18 protein-coding genes are annotated in these 17,111 nt (G+C 69.2%); 8 read left to right on the top strand and 10 right to left on the bottom strand.

Annotated elements, in window-relative coordinates; all coding sequences use genetic code 11:
• Position 1: 1 nt before the first annotated feature.
• Complete coding sequence (locus E4M00_RS17360) at positions 2-1,426, top strand: class II fumarate hydratase (RefSeq protein WP_135121736.1); 1,425 nt, start codon at positions 2-4, stop codon at positions 1,424-1,426.
• 10 nt (positions 1,427-1,436) lie between these two features.
• Here E4M00_RS17360 and E4M00_RS17355 read toward each other — a convergent pair whose 3' ends face one another.
• From E4M00_RS17355 to E4M00_RS17340, 4 genes are all read right to left on the bottom strand, one after another.
• Entirely contained in the window at positions 1,437-2,411 is a 975-nt protein-coding gene (locus E4M00_RS17355; RefSeq protein WP_135121735.1) for a hypothetical protein, read from the bottom strand.
• A gap of 157 nt (positions 2,412-2,568) precedes the next feature.
• Complete coding sequence (gene phoH2, locus E4M00_RS17350; RefSeq protein ID WP_135121734.1) at positions 2,569-3,969, bottom strand: RNA 5'-3' helicase PhoH2; 1,401 nt, start codon at positions 3,967-3,969, stop codon at positions 2,569-2,571.
• Between the two features lie 138 nt (positions 3,970-4,107).
• Complete coding sequence (locus E4M00_RS17345; protein WP_135121733.1) at positions 4,108-5,229, bottom strand: aminotransferase class V-fold PLP-dependent enzyme; 1,122 nt, start codon at positions 5,227-5,229, stop codon at positions 4,108-4,110.
• 54 nt (positions 5,230-5,283) lie between these two features.
• Entirely contained in the window at positions 5,284-6,069 is a 786-nt protein-coding gene (locus E4M00_RS17340) for an isoprenyl transferase (RefSeq protein WP_135121732.1), read from the bottom strand.
• Positions 6,070-6,259: 190 nt separating this feature from the next.
• Between E4M00_RS17340 and trhA the strand changes: the two genes are divergently transcribed.
• Positions 6,260-6,955: a PAQR family membrane homeostasis protein TrhA gene (gene trhA / locus E4M00_RS17335; protein WP_135121783.1), complete on the top strand. Its 696-nt coding sequence runs from the start codon at positions 6,260-6,262 to the stop codon at positions 6,953-6,955.
• A gap of 3 nt (positions 6,956-6,958) precedes the next feature.
• On the opposite strand, the gene E4M00_RS17330 is transcribed toward trhA, so the two are convergent.
• The gene (locus tag E4M00_RS17330) at positions 6,959-7,324 is read right to left on the bottom strand and encodes a hypothetical protein (protein WP_193555610.1); all 366 of its coding nucleotides are present in this window, start codon (positions 7,322-7,324) and stop codon (positions 6,959-6,961) included.
• 87 nt (positions 7,325-7,411) lie between these two features.
• On the opposite strand from E4M00_RS17330, the gene E4M00_RS17325 reads away from it, so the two are divergent.
• Both E4M00_RS17325 and greA read left to right on the top strand, forming a co-directional pair.
• Positions 7,412-7,807, top strand: coding sequence for a DUF4307 domain-containing protein (locus tag E4M00_RS17325; RefSeq protein WP_135121731.1), 396 nt, complete (start codon positions 7,412-7,414; stop codon positions 7,805-7,807).
• An 86-nt stretch (positions 7,808-7,893) separates the two neighbouring features.
• Positions 7,894-8,385: a transcription elongation factor GreA gene (gene greA, locus E4M00_RS17320; protein ID WP_135121730.1), complete on the top strand. Its 492-nt coding sequence runs from the start codon at positions 7,894-7,896 to the stop codon at positions 8,383-8,385.
• 144 nt (positions 8,386-8,529) lie between these two features.
• On the opposite strand, the gene ilvA is transcribed toward greA, so the two are convergent.
• On the bottom strand, positions 8,530-9,801 hold the full coding sequence (gene ilvA / locus E4M00_RS17315; RefSeq protein WP_135121729.1) for a threonine ammonia-lyase: 1,272 nt from the start codon (positions 9,799-9,801) through the stop codon (positions 8,530-8,532).
• Positions 9,794-11,029: an AI-2E family transporter gene (locus tag E4M00_RS17310; protein ID WP_135121728.1), complete on the bottom strand. Its 1,236-nt coding sequence runs from the start codon at positions 11,027-11,029 to the stop codon at positions 9,794-9,796. The genes ilvA and E4M00_RS17310 overlap by 8 nt, the downstream gene beginning before the upstream one ends.
• Before the next feature lie 100 nt (positions 11,030-11,129).
• Here E4M00_RS17310 and E4M00_RS17305 point away from each other — a divergent pair, with 100 nt between their 5' ends.
• Positions 11,130-12,335, top strand: a complete 1,206-nt coding sequence (locus tag E4M00_RS17305; RefSeq protein WP_135121727.1) for a winged helix-turn-helix domain-containing protein — start codon at positions 11,130-11,132, stop codon at positions 12,333-12,335.
• Between the two features lie 46 nt (positions 12,336-12,381).
• On the opposite strand, the gene E4M00_RS17300 is transcribed toward E4M00_RS17305, so the two are convergent.
• On the bottom strand, positions 12,382-13,254 hold the full coding sequence (locus E4M00_RS17300; RefSeq protein WP_135121726.1) for a M48 family metalloprotease: 873 nt from the start codon (positions 13,252-13,254) through the stop codon (positions 12,382-12,384).
• Between the two features lie 22 nt (positions 13,255-13,276).
• On the bottom strand, positions 13,277-13,843 hold the full coding sequence (locus tag E4M00_RS17295; protein WP_135121725.1) for a LemA family protein: 567 nt from the start codon (positions 13,841-13,843) through the stop codon (positions 13,277-13,279).
• Positions 13,844-13,968: 125 nt separating this feature from the next.
• On the opposite strand from E4M00_RS17295, the gene E4M00_RS17290 reads away from it, so the two are divergent.
• From E4M00_RS17290 to E4M00_RS17280, 3 genes are read left to right on the top strand one after another with little or no spacing between them, the layout of a single operon-like run.
• Positions 13,969-14,622 (top strand): TetR/AcrR family transcriptional regulator, encoded by a 654-nt coding sequence (locus tag E4M00_RS17290; RefSeq protein WP_135121724.1) that lies wholly within the window; start codon positions 13,969-13,971, stop codon positions 14,620-14,622.
• A gap of 11 nt (positions 14,623-14,633) precedes the next feature.
• Complete coding sequence (locus tag E4M00_RS17285; RefSeq protein WP_135121782.1) at positions 14,634-15,449, top strand: ABC transporter ATP-binding protein; 816 nt, start codon at positions 14,634-14,636, stop codon at positions 15,447-15,449.
• Positions 15,446-16,180, top strand: coding sequence for an ABC transporter permease (locus E4M00_RS17280; RefSeq protein ID WP_135121723.1), 735 nt, complete (start codon positions 15,446-15,448; stop codon positions 16,178-16,180). The genes E4M00_RS17285 and E4M00_RS17280 overlap by 4 nt, the downstream gene beginning before the upstream one ends.
• A 9-nt stretch (positions 16,181-16,189) precedes the next feature.
• Here E4M00_RS17280 and E4M00_RS17275 read toward each other — a convergent pair whose 3' ends face one another.
• A complete protein-coding gene (locus E4M00_RS17275) occupies positions 16,190-16,951 on the bottom strand; it encodes a hypothetical protein (RefSeq protein WP_135121722.1) in 762 nt (253 codons plus the stop codon).
• Positions 16,952-17,111 lie beyond the last annotated feature (160 nt).

The following is a 17,111-nucleotide window of genomic DNA, read 5'->3' as shown; positions in this document are numbered from 1 at the left end:
CATGACACACAACGTGAGCACCGCGGCTGAGTCCGAATACCGCATCGAACACGACACGATGGGAGAGGTGCGCGTTCCCGTCAACGCCCTGTACAGCGCCCAGACCCAGCGTGCCGTCGAGAACTTCCCGATCTCCGGATCGACGCTGGAGCCGGCGCAGATCGCCGCGCTCGCGCGCATCAAGAAGTCGGCGGCCATCGCCAACGAGCGCCTCGGCGTGCTGAGCAGCGACGTCGCCAACGCGATCGCCTGGGCCGCCGACGAGGTCATCACGGGTCAGTACGACGCCGAGTTCCCCGTCGACGTGTACCAGACCGGTTCGGGCACCTCGTCGAACATGAACATGAACGAGGTCCTCGCGAACCTCGCCACGTCGCGCCTCGGCAGCCCGGTGCACCCGAACGACCACGTGAACGCCTCGCAGTCCTCGAACGACGTGTTCCCGACCTCCGTGCACATCGCCGTGACCAGTGCTCTCATCGACGACCTCATCCCCGCCCTCGACCACCTCGCCGTGGCCTTCGAGGCCAAGGCCGAGCTGTGGTCCGGAGTCGTGAAGGCCGGCCGCACCCACCTCATGGATGCCACGCCCGTCACCCTCGGCCAGGAGTTCGGCGGCTACGCCCGCCAGATGCGCCTGGGCATCGAGCGCGTCCAGTCCGCGCTCCCCCGCGTCGCCGAGGTCCCGCTCGGCGGCACCGCCGTCGGCACCGGCATCAACACCCCGGCCGGCTTCCCGCAGCTCGTCATCGAGCTGCTGCAGCAGGAGACCGAGCTTCCCATCACCGAGGCGGCCGACCACTTCGAGGCCCAGGCCAACCGCGACGGCCTCGTCGACGCATCCGGCGCCCTCCGCACCATCGCCGTGAGCCTCACGAAGATCTCGAACGACATCCGGTGGATGGGCTCCGGCCCCAACACCGGTCTCGGCGAGCTCAGCATCCCCGACCTGCAGCCCGGGTCGTCGATCATGCCGGGCAAGGTCAACCCCGTCATCCCCGAGGCCGTGCTCATGGTGGCCGCCCGTGTGATCGGCAACGACGCCACCATCGCCTGGAGCGGTGCCTCCGGCGCGTTCGAGCTCAACGTGCAGATCCCGGTCATGGGAACGGCGCTGCTGGAGTCGATCCGCCTGCTGACCAACGCTGCCCGCGTGCTCGCCGACAAGACCGTCGACGGGCTCGAGGCCAACGTGGAGCGCGCCGCCGCCCTCGCCGGGATGTCGCCGTCGATCGTCACCCCGCTCAACAAGGTGATCGGCTACGAGGCCGCGGCCAAGGTGGCCAAGCACTCCGTCGCGCAGGGCATCACCGTGCGCGAGGCCGTCATCGACCTCGGCTTCGTCGACAGCGGCGAGGTCTCGCTCGAGCAGCTCGACACCGCTCTCGACGTGCTGTCGATGACGCGTCCGCCGGTCCGGAAGTAGAACTCCGGCCTCAGCGAGCGGCGCTGGCCTCGAGCTTGCGCCGCTCGTTCCGCGGCCACGGGCCCGCCGAGACGAGCAACGCGCCGATGAGGCCGAGCGGCGTGAGAAGGCCGTAGAGCACGCCCTCGGCCGATGAACGCCCGACCATGGGCGGCACGGTGTCGGAGATCGTATTGCCCAGGCCGAAGGCGAAGAAGAACAGCAGGAACACCGCGATGCTCCCGGTGAGCAGCGCGATGACGACCTGGTGCCGTCGGGGAACGGATGCCCCACCTCGCCGCGCGGCGAGCACGACCGAGATCAGCTGCCCTGCAGCCACGACGACGACGATCCCCGCCCAGGTGAGCACGCTCGCGATGCCGAAGGCCCCCTCGCCCGCAGGAAGCATCCCGTAGATCTCGGAGAGCGTGTAGCCCGGCCCCATCGCGAGCGGGTTCCACACCAGTTCGACCACGATGCCGACGGCGACGACGAGCAGCAGGGCTCCGAAGATCACGGAGGCGGTGATCAGCCTGGAGCGACGGCTCGACGGGGCGGCATCCGTCGATCGGGGACTCGCGACGAGCATGTCGTGCGCGCCGGCTCGCGCCCAGGCGACGAGCAGCAGCAGGGCGGCGACCACGAGGAGCGCGAAGCCGCCGGCCATCGTGACGCTCGCGGCAGCGGCCGCCGCAGACGAGACCGCGGGAATGCCCGAGGCCGTGAGCATCGGAGAGGCCAGCAGGCAGACGAGGGCCAGCACGAGCACGATGACAGCGACCTGCGCCATTCGACCGATCACGCGGGCGACCAGCCAGAGCTGAGTCAGCCCGACGCCGAAGACGAGCAGCGCGGCGACCGCGATGCCGCCGCCGACCAACTCCGAGAAGCTGGGTCCGAGCACGGCGACAGCACCGGCCACGATCAGCCCCGACGCGAGGAGGGCGAACCCCCAGCGCGACCGCCTGTTCGCGAGATCGGTCTGCTCTGTTCCCCTGCTCCCCATGGCGTCATCCTGACACAACGACGTCTCGGCGAAGGTCACCCGCTCAGCACAGGTCTGGAAAGCGAGGAACCTCGGGTAGAAACGCCCCCGTCCGAGACTCGACGGGGGCGTTTCGGGCGGAAAGTCCTCGCTTTCCAGATGCGATGGATGCGTCGGGTCAGGCCAGCTCGTTGCCCTCCAGCATCTGCGTGACGAGAGCCGCGATCGCACTGCGCTCCGAGCGGGTGAGAGTGACGTGGCCGAACAGCGGGTGGCCCTTCAGGGTCTCGATGACCGAGGCGACTCCGTCGTGGCGGCCGACGCGCAGGTTGTCGCGCTGGGCGACGTCGTGGGTGAGCACGACCCGTGAGTTCTGGCCGATGCGGGAGAGCACGGTGAGCAGCACGTTGCGCTCCAGCGACTGCGCCTCGTCGACGATCACGAAGGCGTCGTGCAGGCTGCGCCCGCGGATGTGCGTGAGCGGCAGCACCTCGAGGATGCCCCGCTCGACGACCTCGTTGAGCACGTTGTCCGAGACGACGGAGCCGAGGGTGTCGAAGACCGCCTGGCCCCACGGATTCATCTTCTCGCCGGCGTCGCCCGGCAGGTAGCCGAGCTCCTGGCCTCCGACGGCGTAGAGCGGTCGGAACACCATGATCTTCTTGTGCTGTTGGCGCTCGAGCACGGCCTCCAGGCCGGCGCAGAGGGCAAGGGCCGACTTTCCGGTTCCCGCGCTTCCGCCGAGCGACAGGATGCCGATCTCGGGATCGAGCAGCATGTCGATGGCGAGGCGCTGCTCCGCCGATCGACCGTGCAGCCCGAACAGCTCGCGGTCTCCGCGCACGACCCGCAACTCGCCCTTGCGGATCACCCTGGCCAGAGCGCTGCCACGGTCGGAGTGCACAACCACGCCGGTGTTGATCGGCAGGTCGGCCACCATCCGCGTCTCGAGGTAGTCCTGCTCGTAGAGGTCGTCGATCTCGCGGGCACTCAGGGTGACGTCGGCCATGCCGGTCCAGCCGGAGTCGACGGCGAGCTCGGCACGGTACTCCTCGGCGGCGAGGCCGATCGAGGCGGCCTTGACGCGCAGCGGGAGGTCCTTCGAGACGACGGTCACATCGAGGCCCTCGTTGGCGAGGTTGAGCGCCACGGCGAGGATCCGGGTGTCGTTGTCGTTCAGCTGGAGGCCGTTCGGCAGCACGGAGGTGTTGGAGTGGTTCAGTTCGACTCGGAGCGAGCCGCCGTCGTCGCCGACGGGGATCGGGAAGTCGAGTCGCTCGTGCTCGACGCGCAGGTCGTCGAGGGTACGGAGCGCCTTGCGGGCGAAGAAGCCGATCTCCGGGTCGTGGCGCTTGGATTCAAGCTCTGCGATCACGATGACCGGCAGCACGACGGCGTGTTCGGCGAAGCGGAACAGGGCACCCGGATCGCTGAGGAGCACCGACGTGTCGAGCACATACGTGCGCTCGAGCGTTCGGGTCCCGGCATCCGTGCCATGCTGAACCGACTTCTGGATATCCAGTGAGGTCACAACCGCTCCCACCCCGAGCTTCGCACTCGGAATTGCGAGCGGCCACATGGCGGGTTTCGAGCCGTCTTATGTGGCCGACTCGATCAGATGCCTTATCTGATGAGGGCAACGTACGTCCGGTGGGGACGGATGCCGGTCACGACACGCGGGAAGACTTCGGCCTGTCACATGACACGCCGAACAACGTCAGTAGATGGCAGCCGAGGAGTACGAGGTGAAGGCTCCGCGCAGCATCTCGACGGTGTCTTCGTGCAGCGCCGCGTGCACGCTGAGTCGCACCGAGTTGGCCCTCGTGGTGGCTGTGACGCCGTGGTTGAACAACGACGCCGTGAGCAGCGTGAGCTGGTCGATCGGCGGCTCGAGCACGACCAGCCCCGACCTCTCGTCCTCGTTGCGTGATGAGGCGACGGGGACGGCGAACTCGTCGGCGAGGTCGATGACGCGGGTGACGTTCTCGGCGATCGCCGCCTGGATCTCCCCGGCACCCACCTCGTTCATCTCCTCGAGGGCTGCGGCGAAGCGCCCCTGCGCGATCCTGTCGGGGTTCGTGACCCTGAAGGCGCGGGCGCCCGGAGCCGGCGGAGGCACCTCGTCCCAGGTCTCCGCGGTGCCGGTTCCGCTGTAGCCGCTGATCACGGGGGTCAACCGCTCGATCGCGCGATCGCTGAGCGCCATGAATCCGGTGCCCCATCCCGCTCGGCACCACTTCTGGCCGCCGGACACCACGACATCCGCAGCCTCGTAGGCCGCGTCAACAACCCCGAAGCCCTGGATCGCGTCGACGATGAGGAGGCGATCGCCGATCACCTGGCGGATGCCGTCGAGGTCGGCGAGGTAGCCGGTGCGGGAGTCGACGAGGGTCACGGCGACGGCCTCGATCGACGAGGTGAGCTGGTCGCGCACCTGGCCCGGCGTGACGCGGCCATGATCGGTCTCGAGCCAGACCGGCCTCACCACGTGCAGGGCCTCGGCCGCCCGCACGGCGGAGATCGGGAGCGTGGGGAACTCCCCCGCCGAGAGCAGCACGTCGCCGGTGAGGCCGAACATGGCGTGCGTGACGCCCATCGAGGTGTTGGGCTGGGTGACGACCTGCTCGGCCGGGAAACCGGTCGCTGCGGCGACGGCGGCGTGCGCCCTGTCCTCCTGCGCCGCGAAGTCGTCCAGGGAGCCGAAGCGCGCCTTGGCGAGGATGTCGTGCATCCCCTGCGATTCGGCGATCACGCGGGCCGAGAGCGGGCCCACCCGACCGAAGTCGAGATACCCGGGTTCCTCGAGGAAGCCGTCGCGGTAGTCGTCGAGCGCTGTCATCGCGCCTGCCTTTCGTGGGGGTCGGTGAAGTCGGGCGCGGCGTCGCGCTCCGGCTCAGGCGCCGAAGCGCCGGTGCCGTGTGGCGTAGTCGCGGAGCGCACGCAGGAAGTCGACCTCGCGCAGGTCGGGGCCGAGCGCCTCGACGAAGTAGAACTCGCTGTGCGCTGCCTGCCAGAGCATGAAGTCGCTGAGACGCTGCTCGCCCGAGGTGCGGATGACCAGGTCGGGGTCGGGCTGGCCCACCGTGTAGAGGTGCTCGCCGATGAGCTCGGGAGTCAGCCTCTCGGCGAGGTCCTCGAGGCTGCGGCCCTCGGCGTGGTGGCTCGCGACGATCGATCGCATGGCGTCGGTGATCTCGGTGCGTCCGCCGTAGCCGACGGCGAGGTTGATGTGCAGCCCGGCGTGGTCGGCGGTGCGTGCCTCGGCCGCGGTGAGGGCGTCGATCAGATTCTGCGGGAGGCCGTTGGTCGAGCCGACGTGCTTCACCCGCCAGTCGCCATGGCGGGAGAGGTCGTCGGCGAGTTCGGCGATGATCTCGACGAGCGCGTCGAGTTCCTCGCCGGCGCGGTTCGAGAGGTTGTCGCTCGAGAGCAGGTACAGGGTGACGACGCTGATGCCGAGCTCATCGCACCACTGCAGGAACTCGCTCATCTTCGCAGCCCCGGCGCGGTGGCCGTGCGCCGCCGTGGCGAGTCCGAGCTGACGGGCCCAGCGACGGTTGCCGTCGATGATCATGGCCACGTGACGCGGCATGGTCTCGGGGGTCAGGCCTCGCCGCAGACGCCGCTGGTACAGGTCGTAGAGGAGACCTCTCCCCAACGGTTCTTCCCTCTTCTGCACGGAGTCAACGGTAGTGCACGACCCGCACCGGCCTCACAGCGGGGGCCCACAGGTGCTGTCGTAGGCTGGGCTCATGAGCCCCGTCGACCCCCGAGAACCGCAGGATGTGCGGGAGCACCTCGATGAGCCCACCGCCATGCTCGACGCCTCGGATGCCGCCGTCGCACTCGACGAGAGCCGCGGCACGGAGATGCCGAACATCCCCCTGCTCGACGCCTCTCCCGCTGCTCCCGACGACGTCAAGCCGACTTGGCGTGGCTGGATCCACGCCGGAACCTTCCCGCTGGCGCTCGTCTCGGGCATCGTGCTCATCGCCGTGGCGAACGGCGCGGCAGCCAAGTGGTCGGCGGCCGTGTTCGTGCTCACCTCACTGCTGCTGTTCGGCAACTCCGCGCTCTACCACCGCTTCGACTGGAACCCGCGCACCAAGGTCATCCTCAAGCGCATCGACCACGCGAACATCTTCCTGCTCATCGCGGGCACCTACACGCCCTTGGCGATCCTCGCCCTGCCGGCAGACAAGGGCGTGCTCCTGATCACCCTGGTCTGGGCCGGAGCCCTGCTCGGCATCGGCTTCAGGGTGTTCTGGATCGGAGCGCCGCGCTGGCTCTACGTGCTCATCTACATCGCGCTCGGCTGGGCGGCGATGATGTACATCGTCGACCTGCTGAACGCGAACGTCGCCATGATGGTGCTGGTGGTCATCGGCGGGCTGCTCTACACCGGCGGCGCCATCGTCTACGCGCTGAAGAAGCCGAACCCCTGGCCCGGCCGGTTCGGGTTCCACGAGATCTTCCACACCTGCACGCTCTTCGCGTTCGTCTGCCACTGGACGGCCGTGCTGCTGATCGTCCTCGACCCGCTGCCCGGCTCCGTCGGGGGCTAGGCGCTACTTCTGGTCGTCGACGCTCGTCGCCGGATCGGCGGTCGGGGCTGACGCTGCCGGAGCGGCATCGGGACCGGCAGCCGGAGTCGCGGCATCCGGAGTCGCGGCATCCGTCGCCGACCCCTCGGCAGCCATCTGGGCCTCGGCCTGTTCGATCAGCAGCTTCTCGCGGATCTGGTCGCGGTAGTTCACGCGACGCACGCGGCGCACCATGTCGATGACGAGCAGGACCGTGGCGACGGCCACGAGGAATGTGACGAGGAAGCCGACGACGCCCGGAGTGATGAGGTCGTCGTCGGGAGGAGTCGGCGCTGTCGTCGACGTGACGACGGATGCCCGTACCAGCAGGTCGGTGATGCTCACGAGCACGGGGGACAACTCCTTGATTCACTCTTGTTAGCCTTGAGTCACCAGCTTAACCTTTGCGGGGCACCTGCCCCGACAGCCAGGAGCTCCATGACCACGCAACTCGACGCACGCTACGGCCGCACGCACTCGCGCAAGCGCCGCGACGGCTGGATCATCGGCATCGTGGCCGCCGCCTTCGTCGTGGTCTTCGGCGCATGGGTGATCTGGGCCGGCCTCGACGGCGCCAAGCCCACCATCGAGGCGCAGGACACCAAGCACTCCATCATCGACTCCCGCACCGTGAGCGTGACCTTCGAGGTCTCCATGCCGGCCGGCACCAAGGCGAGCTGCGCGGTGCAGGCGCTCAACGAGGACTTCTCCATCGTCGGCTGGAAGGTCGTCGACATCCCGGCCGCCTCCGTCTACACCCGCTCGTTCACCGAAGAGGTGCGCACGTCGCGCCAGAGCAACACCGGTTTGATTTCGAGCTGCTGGGCGACCTAACATGGCTCATTCGCCCCGACGGCATCGTTGGGGCGTCGTCTTATCCACAGCAGCACCATGAAGCACGCATCTTCTCGAGGAGAAACATGTCCCAGGACGCAACCGTCACGTGGCTCACACAGGAGGTCTACGACCGCCTGAACCTCGAGCTGCAGACCCTCAGCACCACGGGTCGCCAGGAGATCACCGACCGCATCCAGTCGGCGCGCGAGGAGGGCGACCTCAAGGAGAACAGCGGCTACCACGCGGCCAAGGAGGAGCAGGGCAAGCAGGAGGCCCGCATCCGCCAGCTCGCCGAGCTGCTGCGCACGGCCGAGGTCGGCGAGGCGCCCGAAAGCCACGGCGTCGTCGAGATCGGCACCATCATCACGGCCACCATCGCGGGCGACGAGACGACCTTCCTCATCGGCAGCCGCGAGATCGCCGAGGGCAGCGAACTCGACGCCTACAGCGAGCAGAGCCCGCTCGGTGCCGCCATCATCGGCCTCGCCGTCGGCGACTCCACCAGCTACACCGCCCCGAACGGCCGCGAGATCGCCGTGACCATCACCGCCGTCGAGACCTGGACCGGCCAGTAGCGCCCACCCCGGTCACGGAGCGCGTGCCCGCGCTCACACCATCCCCCTCGAACTGCCCACTTCCGCTCGTGGCGAGAGCCTCGCACCAGCAGAAGTGGGCGGTTCGGCGTTCCAGGGGGGTGAGACCGAGCGGCGAACGAGGCGTCAGACTATGCGCGGGTCGTAGCCGGCAGCGCGCAGAGTCTCGACGACGAAGTCCTTGTGCGCCGGTCCTCTGGTCTCGATCGAGAGCTGCAGCTCGACGTCGCTGATCTCGCGTCCGGCGCCGTGCCTGGTGTGCAGCACCTCGACGACGTTGGCGTTCGCGGCCGCCACGAGCTCCGCCGTGCGGGCGAGCTGGCCGGGGCGGTCGGGCAGCATGATCGAGATGGTGAGATAGCGGTCGGATGCCGCAAGGCCGTGGCTGATCACCCGCTGCATCAGCAGCGGGTCGATGTTGCCGCCCGAGAGGATCGCCACGGTGGGTCCGTCGGCCTTCACGGCGCCCGAGAGGATCGCGGCCACCGACACGGCTCCTGCCGGCTCGACGACCAGCTTCGCGCGCTCCATGAGCACGATGATGGCGCGGGCCACGTCGTCCTCGGTGACGGTGACGATCTCGTCGACGGTGTCGCGGATGATCTCGAAGTTGAGGTTGCCCGGCCGGTACACGGCGATGCCGTCGGCGATCGTGGGAACGACCGGAATGCTTACGGGCTCCCCCGCGGCGAGCGAGACGGGGTAGGGCGCGGCGTTGGCCGCCTGGACGCCGACGATGCGCACCGTGCGCCCGGTCGCCAGCGACTGCTGACGAATGGCGCTCGCGACGCCGGAGGCGAGTCCGCCGCCGCCGATCGGCACGATAACGGTGTCGACATCCGGAACCTGCTCGAGGATCTCGAGTCCGAGGGTGCCCTGGCCCGCCACGACGTCGGGGTGGTCGAAGGGCGGGATGAGCACGGCACCCGACTCGGCGGCGAAGGCCGCAGCCGCCTCGAGGGTCTCGCCGATCACGTTGCCGCGCAGCACGACGTCTGCGCCGTAGTCCCGGGTGGCCTCGAGCTTGGGCAGGGCGACGCCGACGGGCATGAAGATGGTGGCCCGGATTCCGAGCTCCCGCGCCGCGAGGGCCACGCCCTGAGCGTGGTTGCCGGCGGATGCAGCCACGACGCCGCGCGCCCGCTCGTCGTCGCTGAGCGACGAGAGCCTGTTGAACGCTCCGCGCAGCTTGTAGGAGCCGGTGCGCTGGAGGTTCTCGCACTTGAGGTACACCGGTGCGCCGAGCACCTCTGCGATGTGCCGAGAGCTCTCGACGGGGGTGACCCGCACGACCTGCCCCACGGTGATGCGGGCGGCCTCGAAGTCGGCGAGCTGCGGTCCCGCGATGATGCCGGCTGCCCCGGTCGATGCAGGCAGGGTGTTCGCGGTGTCAGGCATCCGTCGTGTCGTCCTTTCGATAGCCCGGGCGGGGCTGGGGAACCGTCTGCCACAGCATCGACTGCGGCAGTGGTGGTTCGACCGGGGGTCTCGTCTTCCAGACCCCGCTCGAAATGTACCGCACCATGACGTTCATGACGGCCGCCACCGGCACCGCGAACAGTGCTCCGGGGATGCCGGCGAGCAGCGATCCCGTCGCCACGACGAGCACGACGGCGAGCGGATGCACCTTCACGACACTGCCCACGATGAGGGGCTGCAGCACGTGGCCCTCGAGCTGCTGCACTGCGAGCACGACCACGATCATCCAGAGCGCGATCCACGGGCCGTTGTAGACGAGGGCGATGACGGCGGCGAGGGTTCCCGTCACGACGGCGCCGACGATCGGCACGAAGGAGCCCAGGAAGACGAGCACCGCGATGGGGATGGCCAGCGGCACCCCCAGCAGGAACGCACCGAGGCCGATGCCGACGGCGTCGATGGCGGCCACGAGCACCTGCACGCGAGCGAAGTTCGTGAGGGTCGTCCAGCCCGCGATGGCAGCGCCGTCGACGGCGGCGCGGGCGCGCTTCGGGAACAGGCTGACGATCCAGCGCCAGATGCCGCCACCGTCGATGAGGATGAACAGCAGGCTGAACAGCGTGAGGAAGACCCCGGCGACGAGGTGGCCGAGGGAGGAGCCGAGCGAGAGGGCGCCGGTGACGTAGACCTGGCTGTCCTGCTGGATGCTCTCCCAGGCCTGGGTGAGGAAGCCGTTCAGGTCGGTCTCGGAGATCTCGAACGGCGACGCCAGCAGCCAGGCCTTGAGCTCGTCGAAGGAGTCGAGGGCGTGGGAGGCGATGTCGCTGGCTCCGCGCTGGATCTGGGTGACCACGAGCACGAGGAGGCCGGCCACGAGCACGAGGGTCCCGAGCATCGCCACGGTGATCGCCAGCCAGGCCGGCCAGCGGTGGCGCTTGAGGAAGCCCACGAACGGCACCAGGAGGGCAGCGAGCAGCACGGCCACGAAGAGCGGGATGACGATCAGGCGCAGCTGGATGACGAGGAAGATGACGACCGCGATGACGGCACCGATGAGCAGCAGACGCCACGACCAGCCGCCGGCCAGTCGCACGCCGTTCGGGATGGACTCCTCGACGCTGAAGGGGGGCTCGCCCTCGACCTTGCCCTCGGGCTTGCGACGTCCGAACGGACGCCATCCGCGCTGGTCACCCGAAGATTCGCTCATCGTTTCAGTCTACGGTCGCCGATGCCGCCGGACCCGGGGTTGACGACGCCGACGGATGCTCCCCGCCGGTGTCGGCACCGGCTGTTATCGTCTCAGCATCATGCCTGAGTCCGTCTCCCCCGCCCTCGCCCGTCGTGTCGCGCTGGCCGCCCAGGGATTCGGCCGGCCACGGCCGGCATCCGTGGGCACCCGTCAGTTGAACGGCCTGATCGACAGGCTCGGGCTGCTCCAGCTCGACTCGGTGAACGTCTACGAGCGCTCGCACTACCAGCCCGTGTTCGCCAGGCTCGGCGGCTACGACAAGGCGCTGCTCGACAAGCTCACGTTCCCTCGTCGTGGCGGCTACATCGAGTACTGGGCGCACGAGGCGTCCGTCATCCCCGTCGACACCTGGTCGTCGTGGCGCTGGCGCATGGAGGAGTACCGGGACTACTTCTCGGGACGCGACTCCTGGGCTGCGGCGAACCCGCAGATGCTCGCCTGGCTCATCAGCGAGCTGGCCGCCAACGGACCGATGGCCGCGAGTGCCATGGAGCACGACTCCAACGTGCGGCGTGGACCGTGGTGGGGCTGGTCCGACGTGAAACGCGGACTCGAGGTGCTGTTCCGGCAGGGCGATGTGGTGTCAGCCGGACGCACGCGGTTCGAGCGCACCTACGCCCTCCCCGCGCAGGTGCTGCCCGCCGCCGTCATCGAGCGCGTCGTCCCCCGGCACGACGCCCACGTGCAGCTGGTGGAGCGTGCGGCGGCCGCTCACGGCATCGGAACCGAGAAGGACCTCGCCGACTACTACCGCCTCAAGCGGGTCGACACCCGCGCGGCCATCGCCGAACTCGAGGAGGCCGGGACACTGCTCCCCGTCACGGTCGACGGATGGCGCTCGCCCGCCTGGCTGCACCGCGATGCCCGGCTCCCCCGCCGGATCGAGGCCACGGCGCTGCTCTCGCCGTTCGACCCCGTGGTGTGGGAGCGTGCCCGCACCGAGCGCATGTTCGACTTCCACTACCGCATCGAGATCTACACCCCGGCCGAGAAGCGCGTCTTCGGCTACTACAGCCTGCCGATCCTCGTCGACGACGCCCTCGTCGGCCGCGTCGACCTGAAGAACGACAGGCAGGCGAGGGTGCTGCGGGTGCAGTCGGCCTGGCTCGAGGAGGGCGTGCCCGCGGCATCCGTCCCCGAGATCGCCGCTCGGGTTGCGGGGGTGCTGCACGAGATCACGGCGTGGCAGGGCCTCGACGAGATCGCCCTCGTGGGGCGCGGAACCTTGAGTGCTGCGCTGCAGGCAGAGCTACGCGCTCCGTGAGCGCTTCGAACGCGGGCTGCGCCCGGTTCTCAGCGAGCGGGCGCTGCTAGAACGTGCCGCCGATGGTGTGCAGGCGCTCGATGCGCTCCTCGAGCGGCGGGTGGGTGCTGAACAGCTTGGCGATGCCGCCGCCGGTGAGCGGGTTCGAGATCCAGAGGTGGGCCATCGAGCTGTTCTGCTTCTGCATCGGCCTGCCGTAGGCCCCGAGCTTGGCCAGGGCGCTGGCGAGGGCCTCGGGGTGGCGTGTGATGAGCGCGCCGGTGGCGTCGGCGAGGTACTCGCGCTGGCGCGACACCGCAGCCTGCACGAGCCCGGCGACGAGCGGTGCGACCAGCATCGCGACGAGGCCGAAGACCAGCACGAGCGGGTTGTTGTTGTCTCGCCCCCGGCCGAAGAAGGCCATGCGCAGGAACATGTCGGCGATGAAGCCGACGGCCACGACCAGCCCGAAGACGATCATGCTGACGCGGATGTCGTAGTTCTTCACGTGGCCCATCTCGTGGGCCATGACGCCCTCGAGCTCTGGATCGTCCATCAGGTCGAGCAGGCCCGTGGTGGCTGCGACGACGGCGTGCTGCGGGTCGCGCCCGGTGGCGAAGGCGTTCGGGGCCGGGTCGTTGACGATGTAGACCTTCGGCATCGGCAGGCCCTGGGAGATGGCGATGTTCTCGACGATGCGCCAGAGGCGCGGGTTGTCGGACTTCTCGATCTGCACGCCGCCCGAGATGGCGACGGCCTGCGAGGCCGCGAAGAAGTACTGGAAGATCGCGTAGGCGATCGATCCGAGGATCGTGACGACCACGATCGTCGGGCTGTTGTAGACGTATCCCGCCAGCAGTCCGAGTCCGGCGATGATCGCGATGAACAGGATGACGATGAAGACGGTGTTGCGCTTGTTCTTGGCTATAGCGCTGTACAAGGGGCCTCAGGGCTCCTGACGACTAGAACTGCACGCGCGGGGGCTCTGCGATGGCCGCGGCATCCGCGACCTCGAAGAAGTCCCGCTCGGAGAAGCCGAGTCGCTTCGCGAAGACGTTGTTCGGGAACACCTTGATCTTGGTGTTCAGCTCGCGGACTCCGCCGTTGTAGAACCGGCGCGCGGCCTGGATCTTGTCTTCGGTGTCGACGAGCTCGGCCTGCAGCTGCAGGAAGTTCTGGCTGGCCTGGAGCTGCGGGTACGCCTCGGCCACGGCGAAGATCGACTTGAGCGCCTGCTGCATGTGGTTCTCGGCGACGGATGCCTCGACCGGCCCCTGCGCCGACAGCGTCTCGGCGCGCGCCTGCGTGACCGATTCGAACACGCCGCGCTCGTGCGCCGCGTAGCCCTTCACCGACTCGATGAGGTTCGGGATCAGGTCGGCACGCCTCTTCAGCTGCACCGTGATGTCGCTCCAGGCCTCATCCACCCGCACGTTCAGCGTGACGAGGGAGTTGTACGTCGCCCAGAGGTAGATGCCGACGATGGCGATCAGGACGACGACGATGATGAGGGGAATGAGCCATTCCATGGCGAGGACTCCTTGGGCGTGAATGGCGCGAGGACGCGACTCCTTCATCCTAAACGGGGCATACTCGGCTCGCAGCGCGTTCCCATCACACTCCAAGGAACACTGCAGGCGTAGGCTCTGCACTCGTGAGCGAGAGTGCTGCCGAACCCCCGGCCGAGGCCGGTGCGCGCCGTCGCGGACGCCCTCGGCTGAGTGCAGCCGGCGACTCCCGGGGACGCATCGTCGCGGCGGCCGAGAAGGAGTTCGCCGCCCGCGGCTACGACGCCACCTCGATGCGAGCCGTGGCACGCCGGGCCGGCGTCGACGCCGCCCTCGTGCACCACTACTTCGACGCCAAGGCCGACCTCTTCGCCGAGGTGATCGCCGCACCGCTGCGCCCCGATCGTGCCATCAAGGCCGTGCTGGCCGGGCCTCGCGAGGACATCGGCGTGAACATCGTGAGGTTCCTGCTCGAGGAGTTCGAGAAGCCGGGAGTGCGGGCTCGCGGGACAGCCCTCATCCGCTCGGTCGTCGGATCCGACGGCACCAGCCTGCTGCGCGACTTCCTCGTCCGCGAGGTGTTCCGGCGCATCGCCGCCGCCCTCGACGCCCCCGACGCCGACCTGCGGGCGAACCTGGCGGCGTCGCAGATCGTGGGCATCATGCTCACGCGCTACGTGCTGCGTCTGGAGCCCCTGGCCAGTGCCCCGATCGACGATCTCGTCGCCAGGGTCGGTCCGGCAGTGCAGTGGCATCTCACCGGGTATCCCCTTGACGGAGCGGTGTCGGCGGGCGAATAATTCATCACATGATGAATAGCGCGGCCCCGGCCGTCGACATCCGGAATCTGCAGGTTCGACGGGGAACCACCGACGTCCTGCACGGCCTCGACCTGAGCATCGCCCGCGGTGGCGTCGTCGGCCTGCTGGGCCCGAGCGGCAGCGGCAAGACCACCCTCATGCGCGCCATCGTGGGCGTGCAGGTGGTGGCCTCCGGCACCGTCACCGTGCTGGGCGAGCCGGCAGGCAGCGTGCCGCTCCGTCATCGCGTCGGCTACGTGACCCAGTCGGCGAGCGTCTACGACGACCTCACCGTCGCGCAGAACATCGCCTACTTCAGCTCGGTGCTGGGGGCTCCACGCTCCGACATCGCCCGCGTGATCGACGAGACCGATCTCACTCCCTTCGCCGACAGGGTGGTCGCGACGCTCTCGGGAGGCCAGCGCTCCCGCGTCTCCCTCGCCGCCGCCCTGCTCGGAGCCCCGGAACTGCTCGTCCTCGACGAGCCCACAGTGGGCCTCGACCCCGTGCTGCGGGTGCAGCTGTGGGAGCTGTTCCACCGGCTGGCGGATGCCGGCACCACCCTGCTCGTCTCGAGCCACGTGATGGACGAGGCCACCCGCTGCGACCGCCTGCTCCTCATGCGCGACGGCGCGATGCTCGCCGACGACACTCCCCAGGCACTCCTCGGAGCGACCGGCGCCTCCGACGTCGAGGGCGCCTTCCTCGCCATCATCGCCTCACGCGGCGACGTCGACGCGGATGCCGCTCCTCCCCCTGCCCGCCATGGGCCGGGGCGGCGCCGGCACCGGCACCGGCGGCACGCCAGGTCGGTGGGCGAGCGATGAACGCGCGGCGCACCCTCGCCACGGCAGGACGCGTGCTGCAGCAGATTCGTCACGACCCCCGCACGATCGCCCTGCTGCTGGTGGTGCCGACGCTCCTGATCGGCCTGTTGGCTTGGATCTTCGTCGACACCGACGTCTTCCAGACGATCGGGCCGGCGATGATCGCCCTGTTCCCGTTCATCGTGATGTTCCTGGTGACGAGCATCGCCACCCTGCGGGAGCGCCGCTCGGGAACGCTGGAGCGGCTTCTCGCCATGCCTCTCGGCAGGGGCGACTTCATCCTCGGGTACACCCTGGCCTTCAGCCTCCTCGCCGTCGCGCAGGCCTCGATCGCGGTCACCTTCGCCGTCTGGGTGTGCGGGCTCACGATCGAGGGCAGCATCTGGCTGCTCCTGGCGGTCGCGCTGGCCGATGCGATCCTGGGCACGGCCCTGGGCCTGCTGGCGAGCGCGTTCGCCCGCACCGAGTTCCAGGTGGTGCAGTTCATGCCGGTGCTGGTGTTCCCGCAGATCCTCCTGGGCGGCATCTTCCTGCCCCGCGATCAACTGCCCCCGGTGCTCGAGGCCATCAGCGACTGGCTTCCCCTGTCGCACGCGATCGACGCCCTCAACGCCGTCGCGGCAGACAGCGAGAGTGCCGCGTGGATCTGGGGTCAGATCGCGATCCTCGGCGCCTTCATCGTGGGGGCGATCGTGCTGGGCTCGATCACCCTGCGGCGCCGCACGCCGTAGGGCAGGTGCCTACGGGCAGCCCCAGTAGGTCACACCGTCGTAGACGACGGGCACCAGGGTGGCGCCGGGGCAGGGGCCGCAGTCGTCGTTCGCCGGGGCATCGCCAGCGGGTGCCGGGGTGCTGGCAGCGGGCTCAGCGGCAGCGGGGTCCGCGGTAGCAGCCGGCTCAGCCCAACTGTCGGAGGAGGACTCGTCGCTCCACGACACCGAAGCCTCGGCCTCTGCTGCAGCGGCCGCGTCGGCGGCCGCCTGAGCCGCGGCAGCGGCGGCAGCCGCGGCCTCTGCGGCGATGCGGGCGTCCTCGGCCTTCTGCCAGGCAGCGACCTCCCCGGTCGTCTTCTTCTCGAGTTCGCGCAGGCTGTACACCGCGGCGAGCACGGCGTCGACGTCGGTCGTCGCGGCCGTCAGCTCGGTGGCGGCATCCGTCGACGTCTGAAGGGCGGCGCGGGTGGCATCCGTTGCCTTGCCGGCACTGATCGAGAGGGCCGTGTCGGCGAGTCCGAGCTCGTACGTCGCCAGCTCGAGCGCCGACGACAGGCGGGAGGCCGAGACATCGACGCTGCCGGCTCCGACGCCCACCCGGTGGGAGACCTCGCCGATCGCGGCGGTCCTGGCCTCGGCCACGCGCTCGGTGCGCTCGGCGGCCTGCGCAGCGGCGGCGGCTGTCGTGCCGGCCGTGAGCACGGCCGTGGCGAGGAGGATCGCCACGACCGTGAACAACGGGCTTCTGGTGCGCTCGGTCGATGAGTCGTCGGAGCGGTTCGGGAACATCAGGTCTCCATTCGGGCGACCCGCGGTCGCCACGCAACTGTAGGGAGTCGGGAGGCAGTGCCACCGGCGCTGTAGGGGGTGCCGGTGGCCTCAGGGTGCCAGCGCGGAGAAAACACTGTCAACGCCCCCATGCGCGCAGCGCGCACACCCATCACCCGAA

The organism is Orlajensenia leifsoniae (genome assembly GCF_004570845.1).
Taxonomy (GTDB): domain Bacteria; phylum Actinomycetota; class Actinomycetes; order Actinomycetales; family Microbacteriaceae; genus Orlajensenia; species Orlajensenia leifsoniae.
Note: the sequence above shows the minus strand (reverse complement) of the source record. Positions and strands in the feature narration are given on the sequence as shown.

Excerpts from the sequence above, each read along its gene's own strand:
- E4M00_RS17355 (WP_135121735.1), bottom strand. The coding sequence starts at position 2,411 with ATGGGGAGCAGGGGAACAGAGCAGACCGATCTCGCGAACAGGCGGTCG.
- E4M00_RS17285 (WP_135121782.1), top strand. The coding sequence starts at position 14,634 with ATGAATAGCGCGGCCCCGGCCGTCGACATCCGGAATCTGCAGGTTCGA.
- E4M00_RS17360 (WP_135121736.1), top strand. The coding sequence starts at position 2 with ATGACACACAACGTGAGCACCGCGGCTGAGTCCGAATACCGCATCGAA.
- E4M00_RS17275 (WP_135121722.1), bottom strand. The coding sequence starts at position 16,951 with ATGTTCCCGAACCGCTCCGACGACTCATCGACCGAGCGCACCAGAAGC.
- trhA (WP_135121783.1), top strand. The coding sequence starts at position 6,260 with ATGCCGAACATCCCCCTGCTCGACGCCTCTCCCGCTGCTCCCGACGAC.
- phoH2 (WP_135121734.1), bottom strand. The coding sequence starts at position 3,969 with ATGTGGCCGCTCGCAATTCCGAGTGCGAAGCTCGGGGTGGGAGCGGTT.
- E4M00_RS17325 (WP_135121731.1), top strand. The coding sequence starts at position 7,412 with ATGACCACGCAACTCGACGCACGCTACGGCCGCACGCACTCGCGCAAG.
- E4M00_RS17295 (WP_135121725.1), bottom strand. The coding sequence starts at position 13,843 with ATGGAATGGCTCATTCCCCTCATCATCGTCGTCGTCCTGATCGCCATC.
- ilvA (WP_135121729.1), bottom strand. The coding sequence starts at position 9,801 with ATGCCTGACACCGCGAACACCCTGCCTGCATCGACCGGGGCAGCCGGC.
- E4M00_RS17310 (WP_135121728.1), bottom strand. The coding sequence starts at position 11,029 with ATGAGCGAATCTTCGGGTGACCAGCGCGGATGGCGTCCGTTCGGACGT.
- E4M00_RS17305 (WP_135121727.1), top strand. The coding sequence starts at position 11,130 with ATGCCTGAGTCCGTCTCCCCCGCCCTCGCCCGTCGTGTCGCGCTGGCC.
- greA (WP_135121730.1), top strand. The coding sequence starts at position 7,894 with ATGTCCCAGGACGCAACCGTCACGTGGCTCACACAGGAGGTCTACGAC.
- E4M00_RS17345 (WP_135121733.1), bottom strand. The coding sequence starts at position 5,229 with ATGACAGCGCTCGACGACTACCGCGACGGCTTCCTCGAGGAACCCGGG.
- E4M00_RS17280 (WP_135121723.1), top strand. The coding sequence starts at position 15,446 with ATGAACGCGCGGCGCACCCTCGCCACGGCAGGACGCGTGCTGCAGCAG.